The organism is Pseudomonas sp. B6001 (assembly GCF_013386015.1).
Taxonomy (GTDB): domain Bacteria; phylum Pseudomonadota; class Gammaproteobacteria; order Pseudomonadales; family Pseudomonadaceae; genus Aquipseudomonas.
This window is the reverse complement of the sequence record NZ_JACAOX010000036.1, coordinates 1-18,737: the sequence shown is the minus strand read 5'-3', so window position 1 is coordinate 18,737 and position 18,737 is coordinate 1. Positions and strand designations below refer to the sequence as shown.

The 18,737-nt window shown below is 61.0% G+C and carries 21 protein-coding genes; 17 read left to right on the top strand and 4 right to left on the bottom strand.

Going from position 1 to position 18,737, the window contains the following annotated elements; translation table 11 throughout:
• Window positions 1-56: 56 nt before the first annotated feature.
• The 9 genes from prfB (at window position 57) to HX821_RS27830 (ending at window position 7,678) form a co-directional block, all read left to right on the top strand.
• Window positions 57-1,152, top strand: a protein-coding gene (gene prfB, locus HX821_RS27870) for a peptide chain release factor 2 (protein ID WP_096236834.1) whose coding sequence is annotated in 2 segments (ribosomal slippage) — window positions 57-128 and window positions 130-1,152 — 1,095 coding nt in all. Because the reading frame shifts where the segments join, the coding sequence is not laid out codon by codon here.
• A 78-nt stretch (window positions 1,153-1,230) separates the two neighbouring features.
• Window positions 1,231-2,733, top strand: a complete 1,503-nt coding sequence (gene lysS, locus HX821_RS27865; RefSeq protein WP_003219243.1) for a lysine--tRNA ligase — start codon at window positions 1,231-1,233, stop codon at window positions 2,731-2,733.
• Window positions 2,734-2,885: 152 nt separating this feature from the next.
• Window positions 2,886-3,602, top strand: a complete 717-nt coding sequence (locus HX821_RS27860; RefSeq protein WP_023659125.1) for a TetR/AcrR family transcriptional regulator — start codon at window positions 2,886-2,888, stop codon at window positions 3,600-3,602.
• A gap of 16 nt (window positions 3,603-3,618) precedes the next feature.
• Window positions 3,619-4,167, top strand: a complete 549-nt coding sequence (locus HX821_RS27855) for a hypothetical protein (RefSeq protein ID WP_003219239.1) — start codon at window positions 3,619-3,621, stop codon at window positions 4,165-4,167.
• Window positions 4,168-4,188: 21 nt separating this feature from the next.
• On the top strand, window positions 4,189-5,466 hold the full coding sequence (locus HX821_RS27850; protein WP_003219237.1) for a flavohemoglobin expression-modulating QEGLA motif protein: 1,278 nt from the start codon (window positions 4,189-4,191) through the stop codon (window positions 5,464-5,466).
• A gap of 173 nt (window positions 5,467-5,639) precedes the next feature.
• Window positions 5,640-6,545 (top strand): alpha/beta hydrolase, encoded by a 906-nt coding sequence (locus HX821_RS27845; protein WP_177037002.1) that lies wholly within the window; start codon window positions 5,640-5,642, stop codon window positions 6,543-6,545.
• Window positions 6,542-6,868: a hypothetical protein gene (locus HX821_RS27840; protein WP_003219233.1), complete on the top strand. Its 327-nt coding sequence runs from the start codon at window positions 6,542-6,544 to the stop codon at window positions 6,866-6,868. Before HX821_RS27845 ends, HX821_RS27840 begins: the two co-directional genes overlap by 4 nt.
• 112 nt (window positions 6,869-6,980) lie before the next feature.
• Window positions 6,981-7,235, top strand: a complete 255-nt coding sequence (locus HX821_RS27835) for a FlxA-like family protein (protein WP_102368212.1) — start codon at window positions 6,981-6,983, stop codon at window positions 7,233-7,235.
• Window positions 7,236-7,444: 209 nt separating this feature from the next.
• Window positions 7,445-7,678 (top strand): hypothetical protein, encoded by a 234-nt coding sequence (locus HX821_RS27830; RefSeq protein WP_008431103.1) that lies wholly within the window; start codon window positions 7,445-7,447, stop codon window positions 7,676-7,678.
• A 29-nt stretch (window positions 7,679-7,707) separates the two neighbouring features.
• Here the strand turns inward: HX821_RS27830 and HX821_RS27825 are convergent, their stop codons facing one another.
• From HX821_RS27825 to HX821_RS27815, 3 genes are all read right to left on the bottom strand, one after another.
• Entirely contained in the window at window positions 7,708-8,493 is a 786-nt protein-coding gene (locus HX821_RS27825; protein ID WP_003219227.1) for an OmpA family protein, read from the bottom strand.
• Window positions 8,494-8,548: 55 nt separating this feature from the next.
• Window positions 8,549-8,977, bottom strand: a complete 429-nt coding sequence (locus tag HX821_RS27820; protein ID WP_003219226.1) for a DUF4398 domain-containing protein — start codon at window positions 8,975-8,977, stop codon at window positions 8,549-8,551.
• 284 nt (window positions 8,978-9,261) lie between these two features.
• A complete protein-coding gene (locus HX821_RS27815; RefSeq protein ID WP_003219222.1) occupies window positions 9,262-9,606 on the bottom strand; it encodes a hypothetical protein in 345 nt (114 codons plus the stop codon).
• A gap of 187 nt (window positions 9,607-9,793) precedes the next feature.
• Here HX821_RS27815 and ppc point away from each other — a divergent pair, with 187 nt between their 5' ends.
• From ppc to HX821_RS27780, 7 genes are all read left to right on the top strand, one after another.
• The gene (ppc, locus tag HX821_RS27810; protein WP_008431100.1) at window positions 9,794-12,439 is read left to right on the top strand and encodes a phosphoenolpyruvate carboxylase; all 2,646 of its coding nucleotides are present in this window, start codon (window positions 9,794-9,796) and stop codon (window positions 12,437-12,439) included.
• Between the two features lie 268 nt (window positions 12,440-12,707).
• Complete coding sequence (gene adk / locus HX821_RS27805) at window positions 12,708-13,355, top strand: adenylate kinase (protein ID WP_102368215.1); 648 nt, start codon at window positions 12,708-12,710, stop codon at window positions 13,353-13,355.
• Window positions 13,356-13,444: 89 nt separating this feature from the next.
• Complete coding sequence (gene tsaB / locus HX821_RS27800; RefSeq protein ID WP_177037000.1) at window positions 13,445-14,131, top strand: tRNA (adenosine(37)-N6)-threonylcarbamoyltransferase complex dimerization subunit type 1 TsaB; 687 nt, start codon at window positions 13,445-13,447, stop codon at window positions 14,129-14,131.
• A gap of 160 nt (window positions 14,132-14,291) precedes the next feature.
• A complete protein-coding gene (locus tag HX821_RS27795; RefSeq protein WP_003219213.1) occupies window positions 14,292-14,603 on the top strand; it encodes a hypothetical protein in 312 nt (103 codons plus the stop codon).
• Window positions 14,603-15,463: a DUF72 domain-containing protein gene (locus HX821_RS27790; RefSeq protein WP_177036998.1), complete on the top strand. Its 861-nt coding sequence runs from the start codon at window positions 14,603-14,605 to the stop codon at window positions 15,461-15,463. The genes HX821_RS27795 and HX821_RS27790 overlap by 1 nt, the downstream gene beginning before the upstream one ends.
• Before the next feature lie 27 nt (window positions 15,464-15,490).
• Window positions 15,491-16,318 (top strand): oxaloacetate decarboxylase, encoded by an 828-nt coding sequence (locus HX821_RS27785; protein ID WP_102368218.1) that lies wholly within the window; start codon window positions 15,491-15,493, stop codon window positions 16,316-16,318.
• Between the two features lie 3 nt (window positions 16,319-16,321).
• Complete coding sequence (locus HX821_RS27780; RefSeq protein WP_177036996.1) at window positions 16,322-17,020, top strand: extensin family protein; 699 nt, start codon at window positions 16,322-16,324, stop codon at window positions 17,018-17,020.
• Between the two features lie 3 nt (window positions 17,021-17,023).
• On the opposite strand, the gene HX821_RS27775 is transcribed toward HX821_RS27780, so the two are convergent.
• A complete protein-coding gene (locus tag HX821_RS27775; protein ID WP_102368219.1) occupies window positions 17,024-17,644 on the bottom strand; it encodes an energy transducer TonB in 621 nt (206 codons plus the stop codon).
• A gap of 96 nt (window positions 17,645-17,740) precedes the next feature.
• Here HX821_RS27775 and HX821_RS27770 point away from each other — a divergent pair, with 96 nt between their 5' ends.
• A complete protein-coding gene (locus HX821_RS27770) occupies window positions 17,741-18,523 on the top strand; it encodes a class I SAM-dependent methyltransferase (protein ID WP_003219204.1) in 783 nt (260 codons plus the stop codon).
• Window positions 18,524-18,737: the final 214 nt, after the last annotated feature.

Sequence of the window (18,737 nt, the reverse complement as noted above, 5' to 3'; positions counted from 1 at the left end):
CCGTTTGTCGTTATACTCGTCGGCTTTCAAAAGTTCGCCAACGAGTGCTGCCCGCCATGGAAATCAACCCGATCCTTAACACCATCAAGGACCTGTCCGAGCGCTCCGAAACTATTCGGGGGTATCTTTGACTACGATCAAAAGCATGAGCGTCTGACCGAAGTCAATCGCGAGCTTGAAGATCCGGCTGTCTGGAACAAACCTGAATACGCCCAGGAACTGGGCCGCGAGCGCGCTGCGCTGGCGCAGATCGTCGACACCCTCGACGAATTGAACACCGGTCTGGGCGATTGCCGCGACCTGCTGGACATGGCCGTCGAAGAAAACGACGAAGGCGCAGTGGGCGATGTCGTCGCCGAGCTGGCCCGTCTCGAGGAAAACCTCGCCAAACTCGAATTTCGCCGCATGTTCAGCCATGAAATGGACCCGAACAACGCCTACCTGGACATCCAGGCCGGTTCCGGCGGCACCGAAGCCCAGGACTGGGCCAACATCCTGTTGCGCATGTACCTGCGCTGGGCCGACAAACGCGGTTTCGACGCGACCATCATGGAACTGTCGGCCGGTGAAGTCGCCGGCATCAAGGGCGCGACCGTGCACATCAAGGGCGAATACGCCTTTGGCTGGCTGCGGACCGAGATCGGCGTACACCGCCTGGTGCGCAAGAGCCCGTTCGACTCCGGCAACCGTCGCCACACGTCGTTCTCCGCCGTTTTCGTCTCGCCAGAGATCGACGACAAGGTGGAAATCGAGATCAACCCGGCAGACCTGCGGATCGACACCTACCGTTCCTCCGGTGCCGGTGGCCAGCACGTAAACACCACCGACTCGGCCGTACGTATTACCCACGTACCGACCAATACCGTGGTGAGCTGCCAGAACGAACGTTCCCAGCACGCGAACAAGGACACCGCCATGAAAATGCTGCGGGCCAAGTTGTACGAGCAGGAAATGCAGAAACGCAACGCCGCGTCCCAGGCGCTGGAAGACACCAAGTCGGATATCGGCTGGGGTCACCAGATCCGCTCGTATGTGCTCGACGCGTCGCGGATCAAGGATCTGCGTACCAACATCGAACGCAGCGACTGCGACAAGGTGCTCGACGGTGATATCGACGAATACCTGGAAGCCAGCCTGAAATCTGGCCTGTAACTCCTTTGTAGGAGCCGGCTTGCCGGCGATCCCCGGCCGCAGGCCGGGGACAACGAACCTGATGGAAAATTTAAAGACATGAGCGACCAACAACTCGACCCGCAAGCCCTGCAACAGGAAGAAAACTCCCTGATCGCCCTGCGCAAGGAAAAGCTTGCTGCCGAGCGCGCCAAGGGCAATGCCTTCCCGAACGACTTCCGCCGCGAAAACTACTGCGATGCCTTGCAGAAACAGTACGCGGACAAGACCAAGGAAGAGCTGGCAGAGGCTGCAATCCCGGTCAAGGTTGCCGGTCGCATCATGCTCAACCGTGGCTCGTTCATGGTGATCCAGGACATGACCGGTCGCATCCAGGTCTACGTCAACCGTAAAACCCTGTCCGAAGAAACCCTGGCCTCGGTAAAAACCTGGGACATGGGCGACATCATTGCCGCCGAAGGCACCCTGGCCCGTTCCGGCAAGGGTGACCTGTACGTTGAAATGACCAGCGTGCGCCTGCTGACCAAATCCCTGCGCCCGCTGCCGGACAAGCACCACGGCCTGACCGACACCGAGCAGCGCTATCGCCAGCGCTACGTTGACCTGATCGTCAACGAAGAAGTGCGCCAGACCTTCCGCGTGCGTTCGCAGGTTATTGCGCACATCCGCAGCTTCCTGATGAAGCGTGACTTCCTCGAAGTTGAAACACCGATGCTGCAAACCATCCCGGGTGGTGCCGCAGCCAAGCCGTTCGAAACCCACCACAACGCGCTGGACATGGAAATGTTCCTGCGTATTGCGCCTGAGCTGTACCTCAAGCGGCTTGTTGTTGGCGGCTTCGAAAAAGTGTTCGAGATCAACCGCAACTTCCGTAACGAAGGCGTTTCGACCCGTCACAACCCTGAATTCACCATGTTGGAGTTCTACCAGGCCTACGCCGACTACGAAGACAACATGGACCTGACCGAGGAACTGTTCCGCGAACTGGCGCAACTGGTCCTGGGCACCACCGACGTGCCGTACGGCGACAAGGTGTTCCACTTCGGCGAGCCGTTCGTGCGCCTGTCGGTGTTCGATTCGATCCTCAAGTACAACCCTGAGCTGACCGCCGATGACCTGAACGACATCGACAAGGCCCGCGCCATCGCCAAGAAAGCCGGCGCCAAGGTGCTGGGCTTCGAAGGCCTGGGCAAATTGCAGGTGATGATTTTCGAAGAGCTGGTGGAGCACAAGCTGGAGCAGCCGCACTTCATTACCCAGTACCCGTTCGAAGTGTCGCCGCTGGCCCGTCGCAACGATGACAACCCGAACGTCACCGACCGTTTCGAGCTGTTCATCGGCGGCCGTGAAATCGCCAACGCCTACTCCGAGCTGAACGACGCCGAAGACCAGGCCGAGCGCTTCATGGCCCAGGTGGCTGACAAGGACGCTGGCGACGACGAGGCGATGCACTACGACGCCGACTTCGTACGCGCCCTGGAATACGGCATGCCGCCTACCGCCGGTGAAGGTATCGGCATCGACCGGTTGGTGATGTTGTTGACCAACTCGCCGTCGATCCGTGACGTGATCTTGTTCCCGCACATGCGGCCACAAGCGTAACCGTAGCGAAATCCGAAGCCGCCTTTTATAAGGCGGCTTTTTTATGTGGCGTTTATAAGCGTCAAGTAAACAGCGCCAGGTGATCGTTCCCACGCTCTGCGTGGGAACGCAGCCCGTGACGCTCCGCGTCACACTGTGGAGGAAGATCCGTCGTGAACCGCGTAATGGCTCAAAAGGGTGCCGCCGGCATTGCCGCTGCCGTGGCTGAAAGTGTTCAGTACCAGGGCCGCAAGGCCAGTCGCCGGGGCAGTGAGCAGCGCAGGCAGGACATTCTCGATGCAGCGATGCGCATCGTGGTACGCGAAGGCGTGCGTGCCGTGCGTCACCGTGCGGTGGCGGCGGAAGCCGGTGTGCCGTTGTCGGCCACCACCTATTACTTCAAGGACATCGACGACCTGCTCACCGACACCTTCGCCCAATATGTGGAGCGCAGCGCCGCGTTCATGGGCAAGTTGTGGGTGCGTAACGAAGGCCTGCTGCGCGAGATGGTGGCTTATGGCGACGGCAGCCCGCAGTCGCGCTCGCAACTGGCCGATGACATCGCGCGCCTGACCGCCGATTACGTGCAACGCCAATTGCTCAACCGCCGTGAGCACCTGATGGCCGAGCAGGCGTTTCGCCAGGAAGCGCTGCTGAACCCGCGCCTGGCCGAGCTGGTGCGCTCCCACCAGCAAATCCTGCTGCAGGGCACTTGCCAGTTTTTCCAGGTATTGGGTTCCCGCGAGCCGCAACAGGATGCCAAAGTGTTGACGGCGATTATCGGTCGGATGGAATATCAGGGCCTGCTGGGCGGCGCAGAGCCTCTGACCAGCGAAGAAATGCTTGAGATCCTCAAGCGTTACATGCATTTGGTGTTGGCTTCGGTCTGACACAGGGGATTGTCCAATGAAAGCCTGGCGCGTCGTCGTGATCGCCTTGTCGTTCCTGTTGCTCAGCGGTTGCCTGGTGACCTTCAAGGACCCGTTGCCCGCCAGCGAGGCGGCGCCTGATGGTCTGCTTGGCAAATGGGCCAGCAAAAACGCCTGGGGTGAGCCGCTCAACCTGCAAATCAGCCGCGTCGGTAAGCACCGCTACAAAGCCGTGAGCTACCCTAAGGCCAAGCCGGGCCAGCGGGATGAATACCTGTTCACGGTTTCCCGGCATGGCAGCCGCTGGTATCTGTCGGCGCCATTGCCGGCCAGGTTCGGCGGGCATTACATCCTCGCCGGGTTCGAATTGAATGATGAGCACGAGCTGGTGGTCTACAACCTCGACCTGGATCAGGTCCACCAGGCGGTCGGCCAGAAGGTCCTGAGTGGCAGCACCGTCGAAACCGTCGAGGGTGCCGGTGTGTTGATCGACAGTTCCATGGCCCGGGTATTTGCGTACCTGGATGATCCGGCCAATGCCGATGTGTTCGTCGAAGCCGTGCGCTACCAGCGTGCAGGCAAATAACGTTTAAAGAGGAAGTACCGGGTGGACGATTACCAGCAGACGATACGCGCCTTGTCCGATCGCATTGTGCTGGCGCAAACACCGATTCGCGTCCTCGACGCCGTGAAGTGGGACGAGAATATTCGCCAGGGATTCCTCAAGGCCAAGGGCAAGGAAATGCCGGCGGTGGACCGCGACTACTACCTGACCCGGCCGCTGTCGTTCGATTCCAGCGCGGTGAAGCTGGAGTTCCAGAACATCGAGCGCGACATCACCCGCCAGCTTGGCCAGTTCAACCCGGTTGGGCAGATCATGCGGCGCATGTGCAAGGAATACCGCATGGTGGTGCGCATGCTCGAAGCGCGGGGCACCGAGGATTTCGGCCTGATCTCCCAGGAGCTGTATGGCGCCGCTTCCGATGCGTTCCATGCCGGTGACCCGACCCTGGCCGACCTCGGCCTGATGATGTCGGACTACCTGAACAATATCGATGGCCGTGGCGACCTCAAGGACGAAGCCAAGACCCTGACCGCCAAGGACGCCGTCAACCTGCTGCAGAGCCGCCTGAACAAGGTATTCGGCGAGGCCGAGGAAACCATCCGGGTGTTCGAGTCCGACGGTATCGTGGCGGACGCGGCGGCAGGTGCCGACTACATCAAGATCCGCGCCGACGCGATGTTCAACGACCGCGACGTGCGCGCCCTGGAGGTCCATGAAGGCCTGGTGCACGTGGGCACCACCCTCAATGGGCAAAACCAGCCGATCTGCACCTTCCTGTCCAAGGGCCCGCCCTCGTCGACCGTGACCCAGGAAGGCCTGGCGATCCTGATGGAAATTATCACCTTCGCCTCCTACCCCAGCCGCCTGCGCAAGCTGACCAACCGCACTCGCGCCATTCATATGGTGGAGCAGGGAGCCGACTTCCTGCAGGTGTTCGAGTTCTTCCGTGAGCAGGGCTTTGAGATGGCGGAAAGCTACGGCAACGCGAGCCGGGTTTTCCGTGGGTCGACGCCTACGGGTCTGCCGTTTACCAAGGATTTGTCCTACCTCAAGGGCTTTATCATGGTTTACAACTACATTCAGTTGGCCGTGCGCAAAGGCAAGCTGGAGCAAGTGCCGCTGCTGTTCTGCGGCAAGACCACCCTGGAAGACATGCGTACCCTGCGCCAACTGGTGGACGAAGGTCTGGTGGTGCCACCCAAATACCTGCCGGATCAGTTCCGCGACATGAATGCGTTGGCGGCGTGGATGTGTTTCTCCAACTTCCTCAACCATTTGAGCCTGGACCGGATCGAGGCGGATTACTCCAATATCCTTTAACGAAATCTCTGAAGGAACTCAGTCAAAATGTGGGAGCGGGCTTGCTCGCGAATGCGGTGTATCAGCAACAGATGTGGTTACTGAATCACCGCATTCGCGAGCAAGCCCGCTCCCACCTTTGATCTCCATAGGTCTTCAGGATCGTTCCCAACCCATTCACGAGGCTTCAACGGATGAGAATCCTCGGCATTCTTTGCCTGCTACTGACCCTTAACGGCTGCAGCTCCTTATTGTTCTATCCGGAGCGCGGCATGCCGTTCACCCCGGAAAAGGCTCGCCTGCAATACCGTGACGTCACATTGACCACCGCCGATGGCCTGAAGCTCCACGCCTGGTGGCTGCCGGCCAAGGCCGGCGTGCCGCTCAAGGGCACGGTGCTGCACCTGCACGGCAATGGCGGCAATCTCGCCTGGCACCTCGGCGGCAGTTGGTGGCTGCCGGAGCAGGGCTATCAAGTGCTGTTGGTGGACTATCGCGGCTACGGGTTGTCCGAAGGCGAACCTTCGCTGCCGGCGGTTTACCAGGACATCGACGCCGCTTTCAAGTGGATCGACAACGCCCCCGACACCCAGGGCCAGCCACTGATCGTGCTGGGCCAAAGCCTGGGCGGCGCGTTAGTGGTGCACTACCTGGCGGAACATCCCGAACGTCAGCCGCAGCTCAAGGCGCTGGTACTGGATGGTGTGCCGGCCAGTTATCGTGACGTAGGACAATTCGCCCTCAGCACCTCCTGGCTAACATGGCCGTTCCAGGTGCCGTTGTCGTGGCTGGTGCCGGACGGCGACAGTGCGATCAACGCCATGCCCCGGCTGACCGGCGTGCCGAAATTGTTGTTCCATAGCCTGGATGACCCGATCGTGCCGCTCTCCAACGGCATTCGTCTGTATCAGGCTGCGCCGCCACCGCGGGTGCTGCAACTGACCCGGGGTGGCCACGTGCAAACCTTTGCCGACAAGACCTGGCAAACCGTGATGCTGCGCTACCTGGACGACCCCCAGCATTTCAACGGGCTGCGCCGCCTGGGGGAAATCCCCAATTACCCGGCGGCCCCGAATTCCAACGCAGAGAACCCGCAATGAGCGAAGAACGCAACATGATCCCCCTGATCCTCACCGGCATCGGCACCATCATCGGTACCGTTGGCTGCCTGTGGTACTACGGCTATTTGCACTTCGCCAAGCCCGAGGATGCGTTGCTGCTCAGCGACTTCACCATGCTCAAGACCGTGCCGGGCGAGGACTACAAAATCTCCCTGACCCCGGCCGCCCAGGTGGCGCAATGCGTTGATGGCGTGCTGGTGCTGTTTGATACCGAACAGAAAGGGCTGACCGGCGTACTGGTGAACAGCAAGAAACAGGCGGTGCGTTGCATGGGGCAGGAAACGCCGCAATTGGAGCAGTAGCGCGAGTCAAGTGGGAAAGGTCTGGAACCATTTTAAGTGGATTGCCACAGATTCCGTACTGGCCAGCAGCGCTGGATCGGTTATCTCGGATACTTAATTTGGAGTCACTTGAATGGACATTCCTCGCGTAAACAACTCGTCTTCCCCATTCACTGCCGGTGCGGGGGGAGGTGATTCGCGACTTCAGCAATTGGAACAAGAGATTCAGAAGTTGAAGAACCAGATCGCCCAAGGAGGCGGTGGTGCACAGGGCGCGCAGGGCGAAGAAAGCCTTGAGGAAAGGCTCAAGAGGCTCGAGGCGGAGCTGGCCCAACTCAAAGGGCAGGCGGCTCCGGAGCAGGATAACTCGGCGCAAGTAAGCTACTGACCCGATGCTCTTGAAGCGCACTGGGACCTCTTGATTCCTGGCCTGCAAATAAAAGAATCCCGCCATTTGGCGGGATTTTTCATGCGGCCTCAAACGATCATTCAGCGACGGAGCGGGCGGCGTGGTGTGCGGGCTGGGCCCTCCGGTGCAGTCGTAGTTGATGATGGAAATATCTGGAACCGTATTGCGTAACGCACCACAGAAGCGATGTGATTTACACGAGTCGGGGCGAGAAGGTGGCGATAGATATTGCTGCAATAAGCAACATGGTGAACATGCTCAGGGGGCACGAGAAGCTGGAAATGCTCGACGCCGAGGATCATAAGCTCAAGCACTTGCTCGACAAGCTGTCGGAACATGGCTACGGCGGGAAGATAGAGCTACCAGCCGAGGATCCCAACCGACCTGTCCGGTTCGACGACCCGAAAAAAAACCCACAGTAACGTGGGTTTTTTTTTCCAGCATCAATCGATCAGTTGGCCATTGAAGAACGTGGCTTGACCGGCTGGTTGTCGTTAGAGATGGTCACTTCAACGCGGCGGTTCATGGCGCGGCCCGAAACGCTGCCGTTATCGGCAACCGGGTATTCCTTGCCATAGCCCTGGGTCACGATGCGCGAGATATCCACACCCTGGTTGGCCAGTGCGCGCTGTACCGAAGCGGCGCGGCGCTCGGACAGGCTCTGGTTGTACGAGTCGGAACCGGTGCTGTCGGTGTAGCCTTCGACGATCACTTTACGGTCCGGGTTATCGCGCAGGAACTGCGCCAGCTTGGTGATGTTCACCAGGCCGCTGGACTTGAGGTCCGACTTGTTGGTGGCGAACAGCACGTCACCAAAGGTCACCAGCGTGCCGCGATCAGTCTGCTTGGCGTTCAAGCTGTCTTGCAGTTGCTTGATCTGCGCGTCACGGGCCTGCAGCAGGGCGCGGGCACGTTCGTCACCGGCGTTTTTCAGCTTGGCTTCGGACTCACGCAGGACGATGGTGTCCTTGGCCACTTCAACGCGCTGGTTGGTCAGGTAGGCCAGTTGGTCGACCTTCTTCTGGTCTTCCTTGTCGCGGTAGGCCTTGTCAGCCTTGTCCAGCCAGTCGCTGGCGTCTTTGGTTTCCAGCGCCGCTACCTTGGTGGCTTGCGGGTTGGCTTGCAGGGCCGAGAAGTTGGTCCGAGCATTTTCCAGGTTCTGGTTCGGCGGGGTGGAGCAAGCCGCCAGAGCAACGCTCATCGCCAGCAGGGCAGGGATCATCAATTGTTTACGCATAGTCGTGTCGTCCTTTCAATTCGGTTTCGGGTGCAATGCAATCAGGGGCGGCGGCTTACTGTTGCGGCTGGATCACAGCCGGGCGCATGCCTTCCTGACGCAGCTCCTGAACAGCTTTCTGGGAATCCTTCACAGCCTGTTCGGCCTTGGCAGCCTGGGCTTTACGCTCTGCTACGCGAGCGTCCCACTCGGACTGTTCGGCCAGGCGACGGGCTTCGTCGTAGTTCTTGTCGTGCATGGCGATTTCAGCTTGCTTCAGTTTGTCCTGGGCAGACTTCATCTCCACGGCTGCGAACTCGGTACCGCCGGCGCTGACAGCGCTGTTCACCGCAGATTGGGTCACAGCGTATTGCTCGGTCGGCGGGTTGCCGGCGCAGCCAGCCAGTACGAAGCTGGTGCCGATTGCCAGCGCGGCCAATTTAAGCCCGCGCAGGTGGTTAAACGAGGTTTTGGCAGTGCTGGTCTTCATCGTCTTCAACTCCATTAGGTAACTCCTGAAAAACATCAAATCCATCTCCGGCTTGCAGTGTCTGCGGGGCCCGGCGGTTAGCTCAGGACGCCTATTCAAACGGCTGTTCCAAGTGATGGCTTACTGGCTGTGACCGGAGGCTTTTTTGAATAGTTCAGCGAAGATGGCGATTTGCCTAAAAAAATATTTGACTGAACGGTCAGCGTTTAAAAGTTGGAACTTTTGCATGGCGCAGCGGTATCCAGGGCCTGTGGGAGGCCCTGAATACGGGAGGTTAAGGGGTTTGAGGCGCAGGTTTACTAGTGTTTCTGCTTGTCGGACTGAGCTGACAAATCGTGCAGGTAACGCCGTGACAGGCTGAGAAAACGTGGGGTTGGGCCGACATCCTCATACAGCGGATCGCCTTCCTCATCGGTGGCAATCACCTGCTTGCCCTTGATGTAGGGAAAGCTCGCTTCCAGCTCTTCGAGGGCTGCGCCAATCAACTCGCCGAGCAGTTCTTCGGTATGGCGTTTGGGGTACATCTCGGAGATCGCCGCCAGCCTGGCGGCGGCTTCCACGTCCAGATGGATGGCGTATTCGGTTTTGGTCAGGCGACCCTTGGCGTTTTCTTCCCAATGCTGGGCCAGTTCTCGGATTTTCATGGCAACCTCAATGGAGCCCACGGTACGCGGGCGATGATGAGTGACCAGCCGGCCAGCGCGGATAACGCTGCGGCTTACTGTTGAGACTAGCTGCAACTCACAAGGTTTAAAGTTCCTTGTAAGACGTCGCCGTGGGCGGCACTCTTGAAGATCAAAGCGTCCCGGATTTTCTGCTGGAGATTGGCTGATGAGCGATATCGATGCACGTTTGCGTGAGGATGTTCACCTGCTGGGTGAACTGTTGGGCAACACGATTCGAGAACAGTACGGCGATGAATTCCTCGACAAGATCGAGCAGATCCGTAAAGGCGCCAAGGCCGACCGCCGTGGCGCAGCCTCGGAGCAGGTGGCCGGCGAAGAGCTGAGCGCCAGCCTCAATCAACTCAAGGAAGACGAACTGCTGCCGGTGGCGCGGGCCTTCAACCAGTTTCTCAACCTGGCCAATATCGCCGAACAGTATCAGTTGATCCACCGCCGTGATGAATCAACCCCGGCGCCGTTCGAGTCGCGGGTGCTGCCGGAACTGCTGGCGCGCCTGCAGAGTGAAGGCCACAGCAGCGAATCCCTGGCGCGCCAGTTGGGTCGGCTGGAAATCGAACTGGTGCTCACCGCTCACCCCACCGAAGTCGCCCGCCGCACCCTGATCCAGAAATACGACGCCATCGCCGCACAACTGGCCCTGCAGGATCACCGCGACCTCACCACCGCCGAGCGCGAGCAGATCCGCAATCGCCTGCAACGCCTGATCGCCGAAGCCTGGCACACCGAAGAAATCCGCCGCACCCGGCCCACGCCGGTAGACGAAGCCAAGTGGGGCTTTGCGGTGATCGAGCATTCGTTGTGGCACGCCATCCCGAATTATTTGCGCAAGGCCGATCACGCTTTGCATGCCGCGACCGGCCTGCGCCTGCCTCTGGAGGCCGCGCCGATTCGCTTCGCTTCCTGGATGGGCGGCGACCGCGACGGCAACCCCAACGTCACCGCCCCGGTCACCCGCGAAGTGCTGTTGCTGGCGCGCTGGATGGCGGCTGACCTGTACTTGCGCGACATCGACCACCTCGCCTCCGAACTGTCGATGCAACAGGCCAGCCCGGCATTGCAGGCCAAGGTGGGTGACAGCGTCGAACCTTACCGGGCGTTGCTCAAGCAATTGCGTGAGCGGCTGCGCGCCACACGCCAATGGGCCCACACCTCGTTGACCAGCACCACGCCGGCGCCCGCCGATGTGCTGCAAAACAACCGCGACCTGCTCGAGCCTTTGCAACTGTGCTACGAGTCGCTGCACACCTGCGGCATGGGTGTGATTGCCGACGGCCCGCTGCTGGATTGCTTGCGTCGGGCGGTCACGTTCGGGCTGTTCCTGGTGCGCCTCGACGTACGCCAGGACTCCACCCGCCACTGCGCGGCCATGACCGAAATCACCGACTACCTGGGCCTTGGCCGGTACGAGGATTGGGACGAAGAGGCGCGCATCAGCTTCCTGATGAAGGAACTGGCCAACCGTCGACCCTTGTTGCCGGGCTACTTCAAGCCTTCGGCAGACACCGCCGAAGTGCTGAACACCTGTAAGGAAATCGCTGCCGCACCGGCTGCGTCCCTGGGTTCCTACGTCATCTCCATGGCCGGCGCCGCGTCGGACGTGTTGGCCGTGCAACTGCTGCTCAAGGAGTCCGGCGTACAACGGCCGATGCGTGTGGTGCCGTTGTTCGAGACCCTGGCTGACCTGGACAACGCAGGCCCGGTGATCGAGAAACTGCTGCTGTTGCCGGGTTATCGCGCCCGCCTGCAGGGCCCGCAGGAAGTGATGATCGGCTACTCGGATTCGGCCAAGGACGCCGGCACTACCGCCGCCGCCTGGGCGCAATACCGGGCCCAGGAACGGCTGGTGGAAATCTGCCGCGAACAACAAGTCGAACTGCTGCTGTTCCACGGTCGTGGCGGCACTGTAGGCCGCGGCGGCGGCCCGGCTCACGCGGCGATTCTGTCGCAGCCTCCTGGGTCGGTGGCGGGGCGTTTCCGCACCACTGAGCAGGGCGAGATGATCCGCTTCAAGTTCGGCCTGCCGGACATCGCCGAGCAGAATCTCAACCTGTACCTGGCGGCGGTGCTGGAGGCAACCTTGCTGCCACCGCCACCACCGGAGCCGGCCTGGCGCCACTTGATGGACGAATTGGCCGCCGACGGTGTCAGCGCTTACCGCGCCGTGGTGCGGGAAAATCCGCAGTTCGTCGAGTATTTCCGCCAGTCCACGCCGGAGCAGGAACTGGGTCGCTTGCCCCTGGGTAGTCGTCCGGCCAAGCGCCGGGCTGGTGGCATTGAAAGCCTGCGGGCGATCCCGTGGATCTTCGGCTGGACCCAGACCCGCCTGATGCTGCCGGCCTGGCTCGGCTGGGAAGCGGCGTTGAACAATGCCCTGGAGCGTGGCGAAGGCGAGTTGCTGGGGCAGATGCGCGAGCAGTGGCCGTTCTTTCGTACCCGCATCGATATGCTGGAAATGGTGCTGGCCAAGGCCGACGCCGACATCGCCCGGCTGTATGACGAGCGATTGGTGCAGCCCGATCTGCTGCCATTGGGCGCGCACTTACGCGACCTATTGTCGCAGGCGTGCAGTGTGGTGCTTGGCCTGACTGGCCAGTCTCAGCTGCTGGCCCACAGCCCCGATACGCTTGAGTTCATCCGCCTGCGCAACACCTACCTGGACCCGTTGCACCTGCTGCAGGCCGAATTGCTGGCCCGATCGCGGCAACAGGAAGCGGCACAAGACAGCCCTCTGGAACAGGCGCTGCTGGTGTCTGTGGCCGGTATTGCCGCTGGTTTGCGCAACACCGGCTGACATTTATGGCGTGTTCTCAATAGCTTGCAGATACCCCGCGCCGGTCGCCGTAAAATTGGCGACCGGCGTTTTGCTGTCAGGGTTGTACCTGCTTGTAAAGCCAGCGCGGCGCGGGTTTCTCCTACTTTCGGCGGCTTGTGTGGTTTGGGCCTGCTGTGTATCTTGATCAGCCTTTGGCCGTTTGTGCGGCCTGGACCCAAAATTTCCGAGATTGGCCCCACGCGGCGAATCCGAGCGTCATCTCTATAAAAAATTGAGGAGCACATCGATGCGCGTCATTCTGCTGGGAGCTCCCGGGGCCGGTAAAGGTACTCAGGCAAAGTTCATCACTGAAAAATTCGGCATTCCACAAATCTCCACCGGCGACATGCTGCGTGCGGCCGTCAAGGCCGGCACCGAGCTGGGCCTGATCGCCAAGAGCGTGATGGACAGCGGCGGCCTGGTCTCCGATGACCTGATCATCAACCTGGTCAAGGAACGCATCAGCCAGGAAGACTGCAAGAACGGTTTCCTGTTCGACGGCTTCCCGCGCACCATTCCCCAGGCTGAAGCCCTGGTGAAGGCCGGCGTCGAGCTGGACAACGTGGTGGAAATCGCCGTTGAAGACGAAGAGATCGTGCAGCGTATTGCCGGTCGTCGTGTTCACGAGGCCTCGGGCCGCGTCTACCACATCGTCTACAACCCGCCGAAAGTCGCGGGCAAGGACGATGTTACCGGCGAAGACCTGGTACAGCGTAAGGACGACACCGAAGAGACCGTGCGTCATCGCCTGTCGGTCTACCATTCCCAGACCAAGCCGCTGGTGGACTTCTACCAGAAACTCTCGGCCGCCCAGGGCAAGCCGAAGTACAGCCACATCGAAGGTGTGGGTTCGGTTGAAGCCATCACTGGCAAAGTACTGGAAGCGCTGATCTGATCGTTCATCCGCTTGATTGACAACGGCCCGCTTGCGGGCCGTTGTTGTTTATACTGACGCACTTTTTTTCAACGTGGATGCATACACCGATGAGCACCTTGCTGGCCCTGGACACCGCGACTGAAGCTTGCTCCGTTGCCCTGCTGCACGATGGCAAGGTTACGAGCCACTACGAGGTGATCCCGCGCCTGCACGCGCAGAAGCTGTTGCCGATGATCAAGCAATTGCTGCTGGACGCGGGCACCACCTTGTCGGCGGTGGACGCCATCGCATTCGGGCGTGGCCCGGGCGCGTTCACCGGCGTGCGCATCGCTATCGGTGTGGTCCAGGGGTTGGCGTTTGCGCTGGAGCGTCCGGTATTGCCGGTGTCCAACCTGGCGGTGCTGGCGCAGCGCGCGTTTCGCGAGCACGGTGCAAGCCAGGTTGCAGCAGCCATCGATGCGCGCATGGACGAAGTGTATTGGGGCTGCTACCGCGAAACCGCTGGCGAGATGCGCCTGATCGGCGCTGAGGCCGTGCTGCCACCTGAAGCGGCGGCGTTGCCGGGCGATGCCAGCGGCGACTGGTTCGGTGCCGGCACCGGCTGGGGCTACGGCGAGCGCATTGGCGTGACGCTTGCCGGCCAGGATGCCGGGATGCTGCCCCACGCCGAAGACCTGCTGGCCCTGGCACGCTTTGCCTGGGAGCGAGGCGAGGCGATTCCGGCGGACCAGGCGGCGCCCGTGTACCTGCGGGATAAAGTGGCGCAGACCAAGGCTGAACGCGGGATTATTTGACGTCAAAAGTGCGGGCAATTTCAGGAAAAAATAGCCAATCGTCAGAATTTGCCCGTGCTTTTAAACCTTTTACCAATTATGTGTTCTAGTTATCACCAGAGCATTTGCGCGCCATGGAAAGCGCCACTAAAATGCCATCACCGATACCGAGTTCGCATGTATGCGCATAGACGGCTTTTCATCACAGTCCTACCCCCTCAAGCGCAAGCCTCGCAAGGCGAACGTGACGGTAGACGACTCCGTCGAAGACTCGCCCGACTTTGTTGAAATCCAGTCTGACAACACTGCTGTTTCAACCCGTTCCCAGGGTTCCGGCGGTGCACGTACCAGCGGCGTTCCTGCCCGCCAGCAAGACATGATCTTCCCGCGCTCCATGAGCAAAAACGTCGCCAATGCCCTGGCCAGCTACCTGACCACTGCCGGCTTTGTCGAATGGGATATGGAAGTGCTGGGCCTCGATATCCATATCTGATGCTGTTGCCTTACTACCTCGGTTGTCCGTCCTGGAGTGAAAACGCCTGGCGCGAATACCTGTATCCCGCCGACGCCCGCTCCAGCGATTACCTTGCCCTGTATTCCCAGGTCTTCAACGCCGTCGAGGGCAACACCACGTTCTACGCCCGTCCTTCCGTCGCTACCGTGCAGCGCTGGGCTGAAATCATGCCCGAGCATTTTCGCTTCACGGCCAAGTTTCCGGGGGATATCAGCCACAGCGGCAACCTGATCGAGCAGTTGCCGGCGGCGGAAAGTTTCCTGGGGTTGATGAGCCCGTTGGGCGAACGTATTTCGCCGTTGTGGCTGCAGCTGCCGGCCAGTTTTACCCCGCAGCGCCTGGGTGAGTTGGCCGGGTTTATCGACGGGCTGGAGCGACCGTTGGCGGTGGAGGTGCGTCACTCGGAGTTTTTCGCCAAGGGCGATGCCGAGCGCAGTCTCAACCGCTTGCTGCGCGACCGCGGTGTCGAGCGCATCTGCCTGGACCCGCGTGCGTTGTTCAGTTGCACCTCCACCTCGGCAGCCGTGCTGCACGCCCAATCGAAAAAGCCCAAGGTGCCGCCTCGCCCGGCGGCGCTGACGCAGTTTCCGCAAGTGCGCTTTATTGGCCATCCGGAGTTGGAAGCCAATGATCCGTTCCTGGTGCCCTGGATTGAAAAGGTCGCCGGCTGGATCGAAGGGGGGCGTACGCCCTACGTGTTTCTTCACACTTCCGACAACCGCCTGGCCGCCCAACTGGCCTTGCGCTTTCATGAGAAATTGATGCTGCGCTTGCCCGGCTTGCCGGCATTGCCCACCCTGCATCGAGAACCCGCAGCGGAGCAACTGGGGTTACTCTAAGGCTCCTTTTCCCGACAGGAGTCAGTCATGGATGCCCAAACCCTTCGCGCCGAAACCTTCAAGGCCCTGCATGAGCGTGACCGCGCGTTCGTGATGCCCAATCCATGGGATGCCGGCTCCGCAAAAATGCTCGCCAGCCTGGGGTTTGAAGCCCTGGCCACCACCAGCGCCGGCTTTGCCTTCAGCCTCGGCCGCCCGGATGCCGAAGGTGCGTTGTCCCTGGAAGACACCTTGGGCAATGCCGGGGCGATCGTCCAGGCGACCTCGCTGCCCGTCGCCGCCGACCTGGAAAACTGCTTCAGTGACACCCCTGAAGGCTGCGCCGAGACTATCCTGCGGGCGGCAGCGACTGGGATTGTCGGTGGCTCCATCGAAGACGCCACCGGAATTGCCGTCGACCCGATCTATCCCTTTGATCTTTCCGTGGAGCGCGTCGAAGCCGCAGTCGCCGCTGCCCGCAGTTTGCCATTCCCCTTCACGCTGACCGCCCGCGCGGAAAACCTCCTGCATGGCCGGCTGGATTTGCCCGACACCATTCGCCGCCTGCAGGCCTACGCCGAAGCTGGCGCCGACGTGCTCTATGCACCGGCCCTGCGCAGTGCCGAGGAAGTATTGGCGGTGGTGAAGGCGGTTGCACCCAAGCCCGTGAATATCTTGATGTCAGGCGCCCTGAAACTCAGCGTGGCGCAGTTGAGCGAGATGGGCGTCAAGCGCATCAGCGTCGGTTCGGCGATGGCCCTGGCGGCTTATGGCGAGTTCTTCAGGGCGGCCCAGGAGGTTCATGAGTTGGGTACGTTTACCTTTACCGAACGCTCGATGCCGTTCAGCCAGGCCAATCAACTGTTCAAGGGCTGAGGCGTGCGTTTCTTCAAGGTGCTGGGCGTGCTGCTGGTGTTGGCAGGTGGTGTGTTGGTTGGCATGTGGCGGGGCTGGGTGCCGCTGCCCGATGAGTGGAACCCGTGGGCGCCGCTGGACGTGCGGGCAAGCCCGAACCTGCTGACCCGATTCAAGCTTGGGCGTTTGCAGGATGATCCTGCCCTATGTGACCAAGTGCTGAAGACCTCCGGGCTGCGGGTCGCCCATCAGGCGGACAGCCCTGCCGACGCGGCTTGCCCGCTGCGCAATACATTGCGGGTCCAAGGCGCTGATGTCGGCTTGAGCAGCAGCTTTCTCGCCAGTTGCCCGCTGGCCGTGGCGTTCGCCCTGTTCGAGCGCCATAGCCTGCAACCGGCGGCCCAGGCGGTGTTTGGCCAGGCAGTGACGCGGGTCGATCACCTGGGCAGCTTTGCCTGTCGCAACATCTACAACCGCGCCAACGGGCGACTCAGCCAGCATGCGTCGGCCAATGCTTTGGATATCGCCGGGTTTCGCCTGGCGGACGGGCGCACCATCAGTGTGCTCAAGGATTGGCCGGGTGACGGCGAGCGTGCGCGCTTCCTGCGGCAAGTGCGCGACGGCGCCTGCAAGGATTTCAATGTGGTGTTGAGCCCGGATTACAACGCCGCCCACCGTAATCACTTTCATCTGGACATGGGTCGGTGGTGGGTATGTCGCTGAGGGTCAGGCGGCCAGGCGCAGGTTGTGCAGGATCAGCGGACGCGCCCAGCGGCTGTCGAAATCCAGGGCTTTCTGTTGCTCAACCAGCTCTTCTGCCGGGAACGGTGGCGGTGGTGGTGGCAGCAGGTCCAGTTCGAATTCGGCGATCGGCAAATGCAGCGGGCGTGGTTGCGGCGCCGGACCCGGTTCGGGCAGCGGTTGGCCGGCGGCCAGGACGATCGGGCGCACCCAGGCGCTTTCGAAGTTTTGCTGCTTTTGCTGGGCGACCACTTCTTCCGCCGGGTACGGTGGCGGGGCCGGTGGCAGCAGTTCCAGTTCGAATTCGGCGATAGGCAGGAACAGCGGCTCGGGCGGGGCGATCTCGGTGTCTGTCACATCACAGGCGCGCTGGGTGACGATCTGCGACAGCAGGTCACTTCCTTCGCTGGGTTCTACCGCCGGGTCCACAGGTTTCGCCACCGACTTGGCGAGCGCGCCCGGCGTGTCGCCGAGCTGTTCGGCCAACGCCTGGGCGAAGAAGTCCTGCCACACATGACTGACGCCGGCCAGCGCTTGGGTATTGCGCAGGCCGAAGTGGTTGTGGGTCGGCAGTACACCGGTGAATAGCGAAGGAATGTCTGACATTTCTCTCGATCGTCGCTCAGCTCTGGCAAAATGCCGGATCCTTTTTTTTATCGGCCGCTTTTTGCCGATCCTTAATATTTTTGAGCGTAGTCACCGATGAGCGAACAACCAGCGGCCAGCCGCATTCGGGTCGAGGCCTTGGCCGAAGGTTTTCAGGCACGTGCCCAGCACTGGGCCGAGCAGCTGGGGTTGCCTTTGCAACTGGATGAGGCGGACTTTGCCTTGCAGGTGGGGGAGCAGGGGCTGCAGTTGCAACAGCTGGGGCCTGAGGCGCCGGGGCCGGTGCGGGTGGATTTTGTGGAGGGTGGGGCGGCGCACCGGCGTCTGTATGGCGGCGGCAGCGGGCAAATGATTGCCAAGGCGGTGGGTGTGGCGCAGGGCGTGCGGCCCAGGGTGCTGGATGCTACCGCTGGGTTGGGAAAGGATGCATTTGTGTTGGCCAGCCTGGGTTGCGAGATGAGCCTGATTGAACGCCAGCCGTTGATTGGGGCGTTGCTGGAAGATGGCTTGGCGCGAGGTGCAGAGGATTTTGAGGTGGCGCCGATTGTGGCGCGGATGAGGTTGCTCAAGGGCAACTCCATTGAGGTGATGCGCGATTGGGAGGGGGAGCCGCCTCAGGTGATTTATCTGGATCCGATGTTTCCGCATCGGGAGAAGACGGCGTTGGTGAAGAAGGAGATGAGGTTGTTTCGGCCGCTGGTGGGGGATGATCCGGATGCGCCGGCGTTGTTGGCGGCGGCGTTGGCTTTGGCCAGTCATCGGGTGGTGGTCAAGCGGCCGCGTAAGGCGCCTTGTATTGAGGGGGTGAAGCCGAGTCATGCGTTGGATGGGAAGTCCAGTCGGTATGACATTTATCCTAAGAAGGCGCTGAAGTCCTGAGGGTTGAGTACATATCCGTTATTTAGGTAACGGCCACTTAGGGTTCCGCTCTTACAGCGGGTCACTTTTTTACAAACGCCTAAAAAAGTAACCAAAAAACGCTTTGCCCCACCACTCGGTGCCTCGCTTAGGCTCGGCATGCCCGCACTCCGGCACGGCTCCGCGGGCCGCCGCGACGGGCCATCCATGGCCCGGCGCGGCTAAATCGGCATCC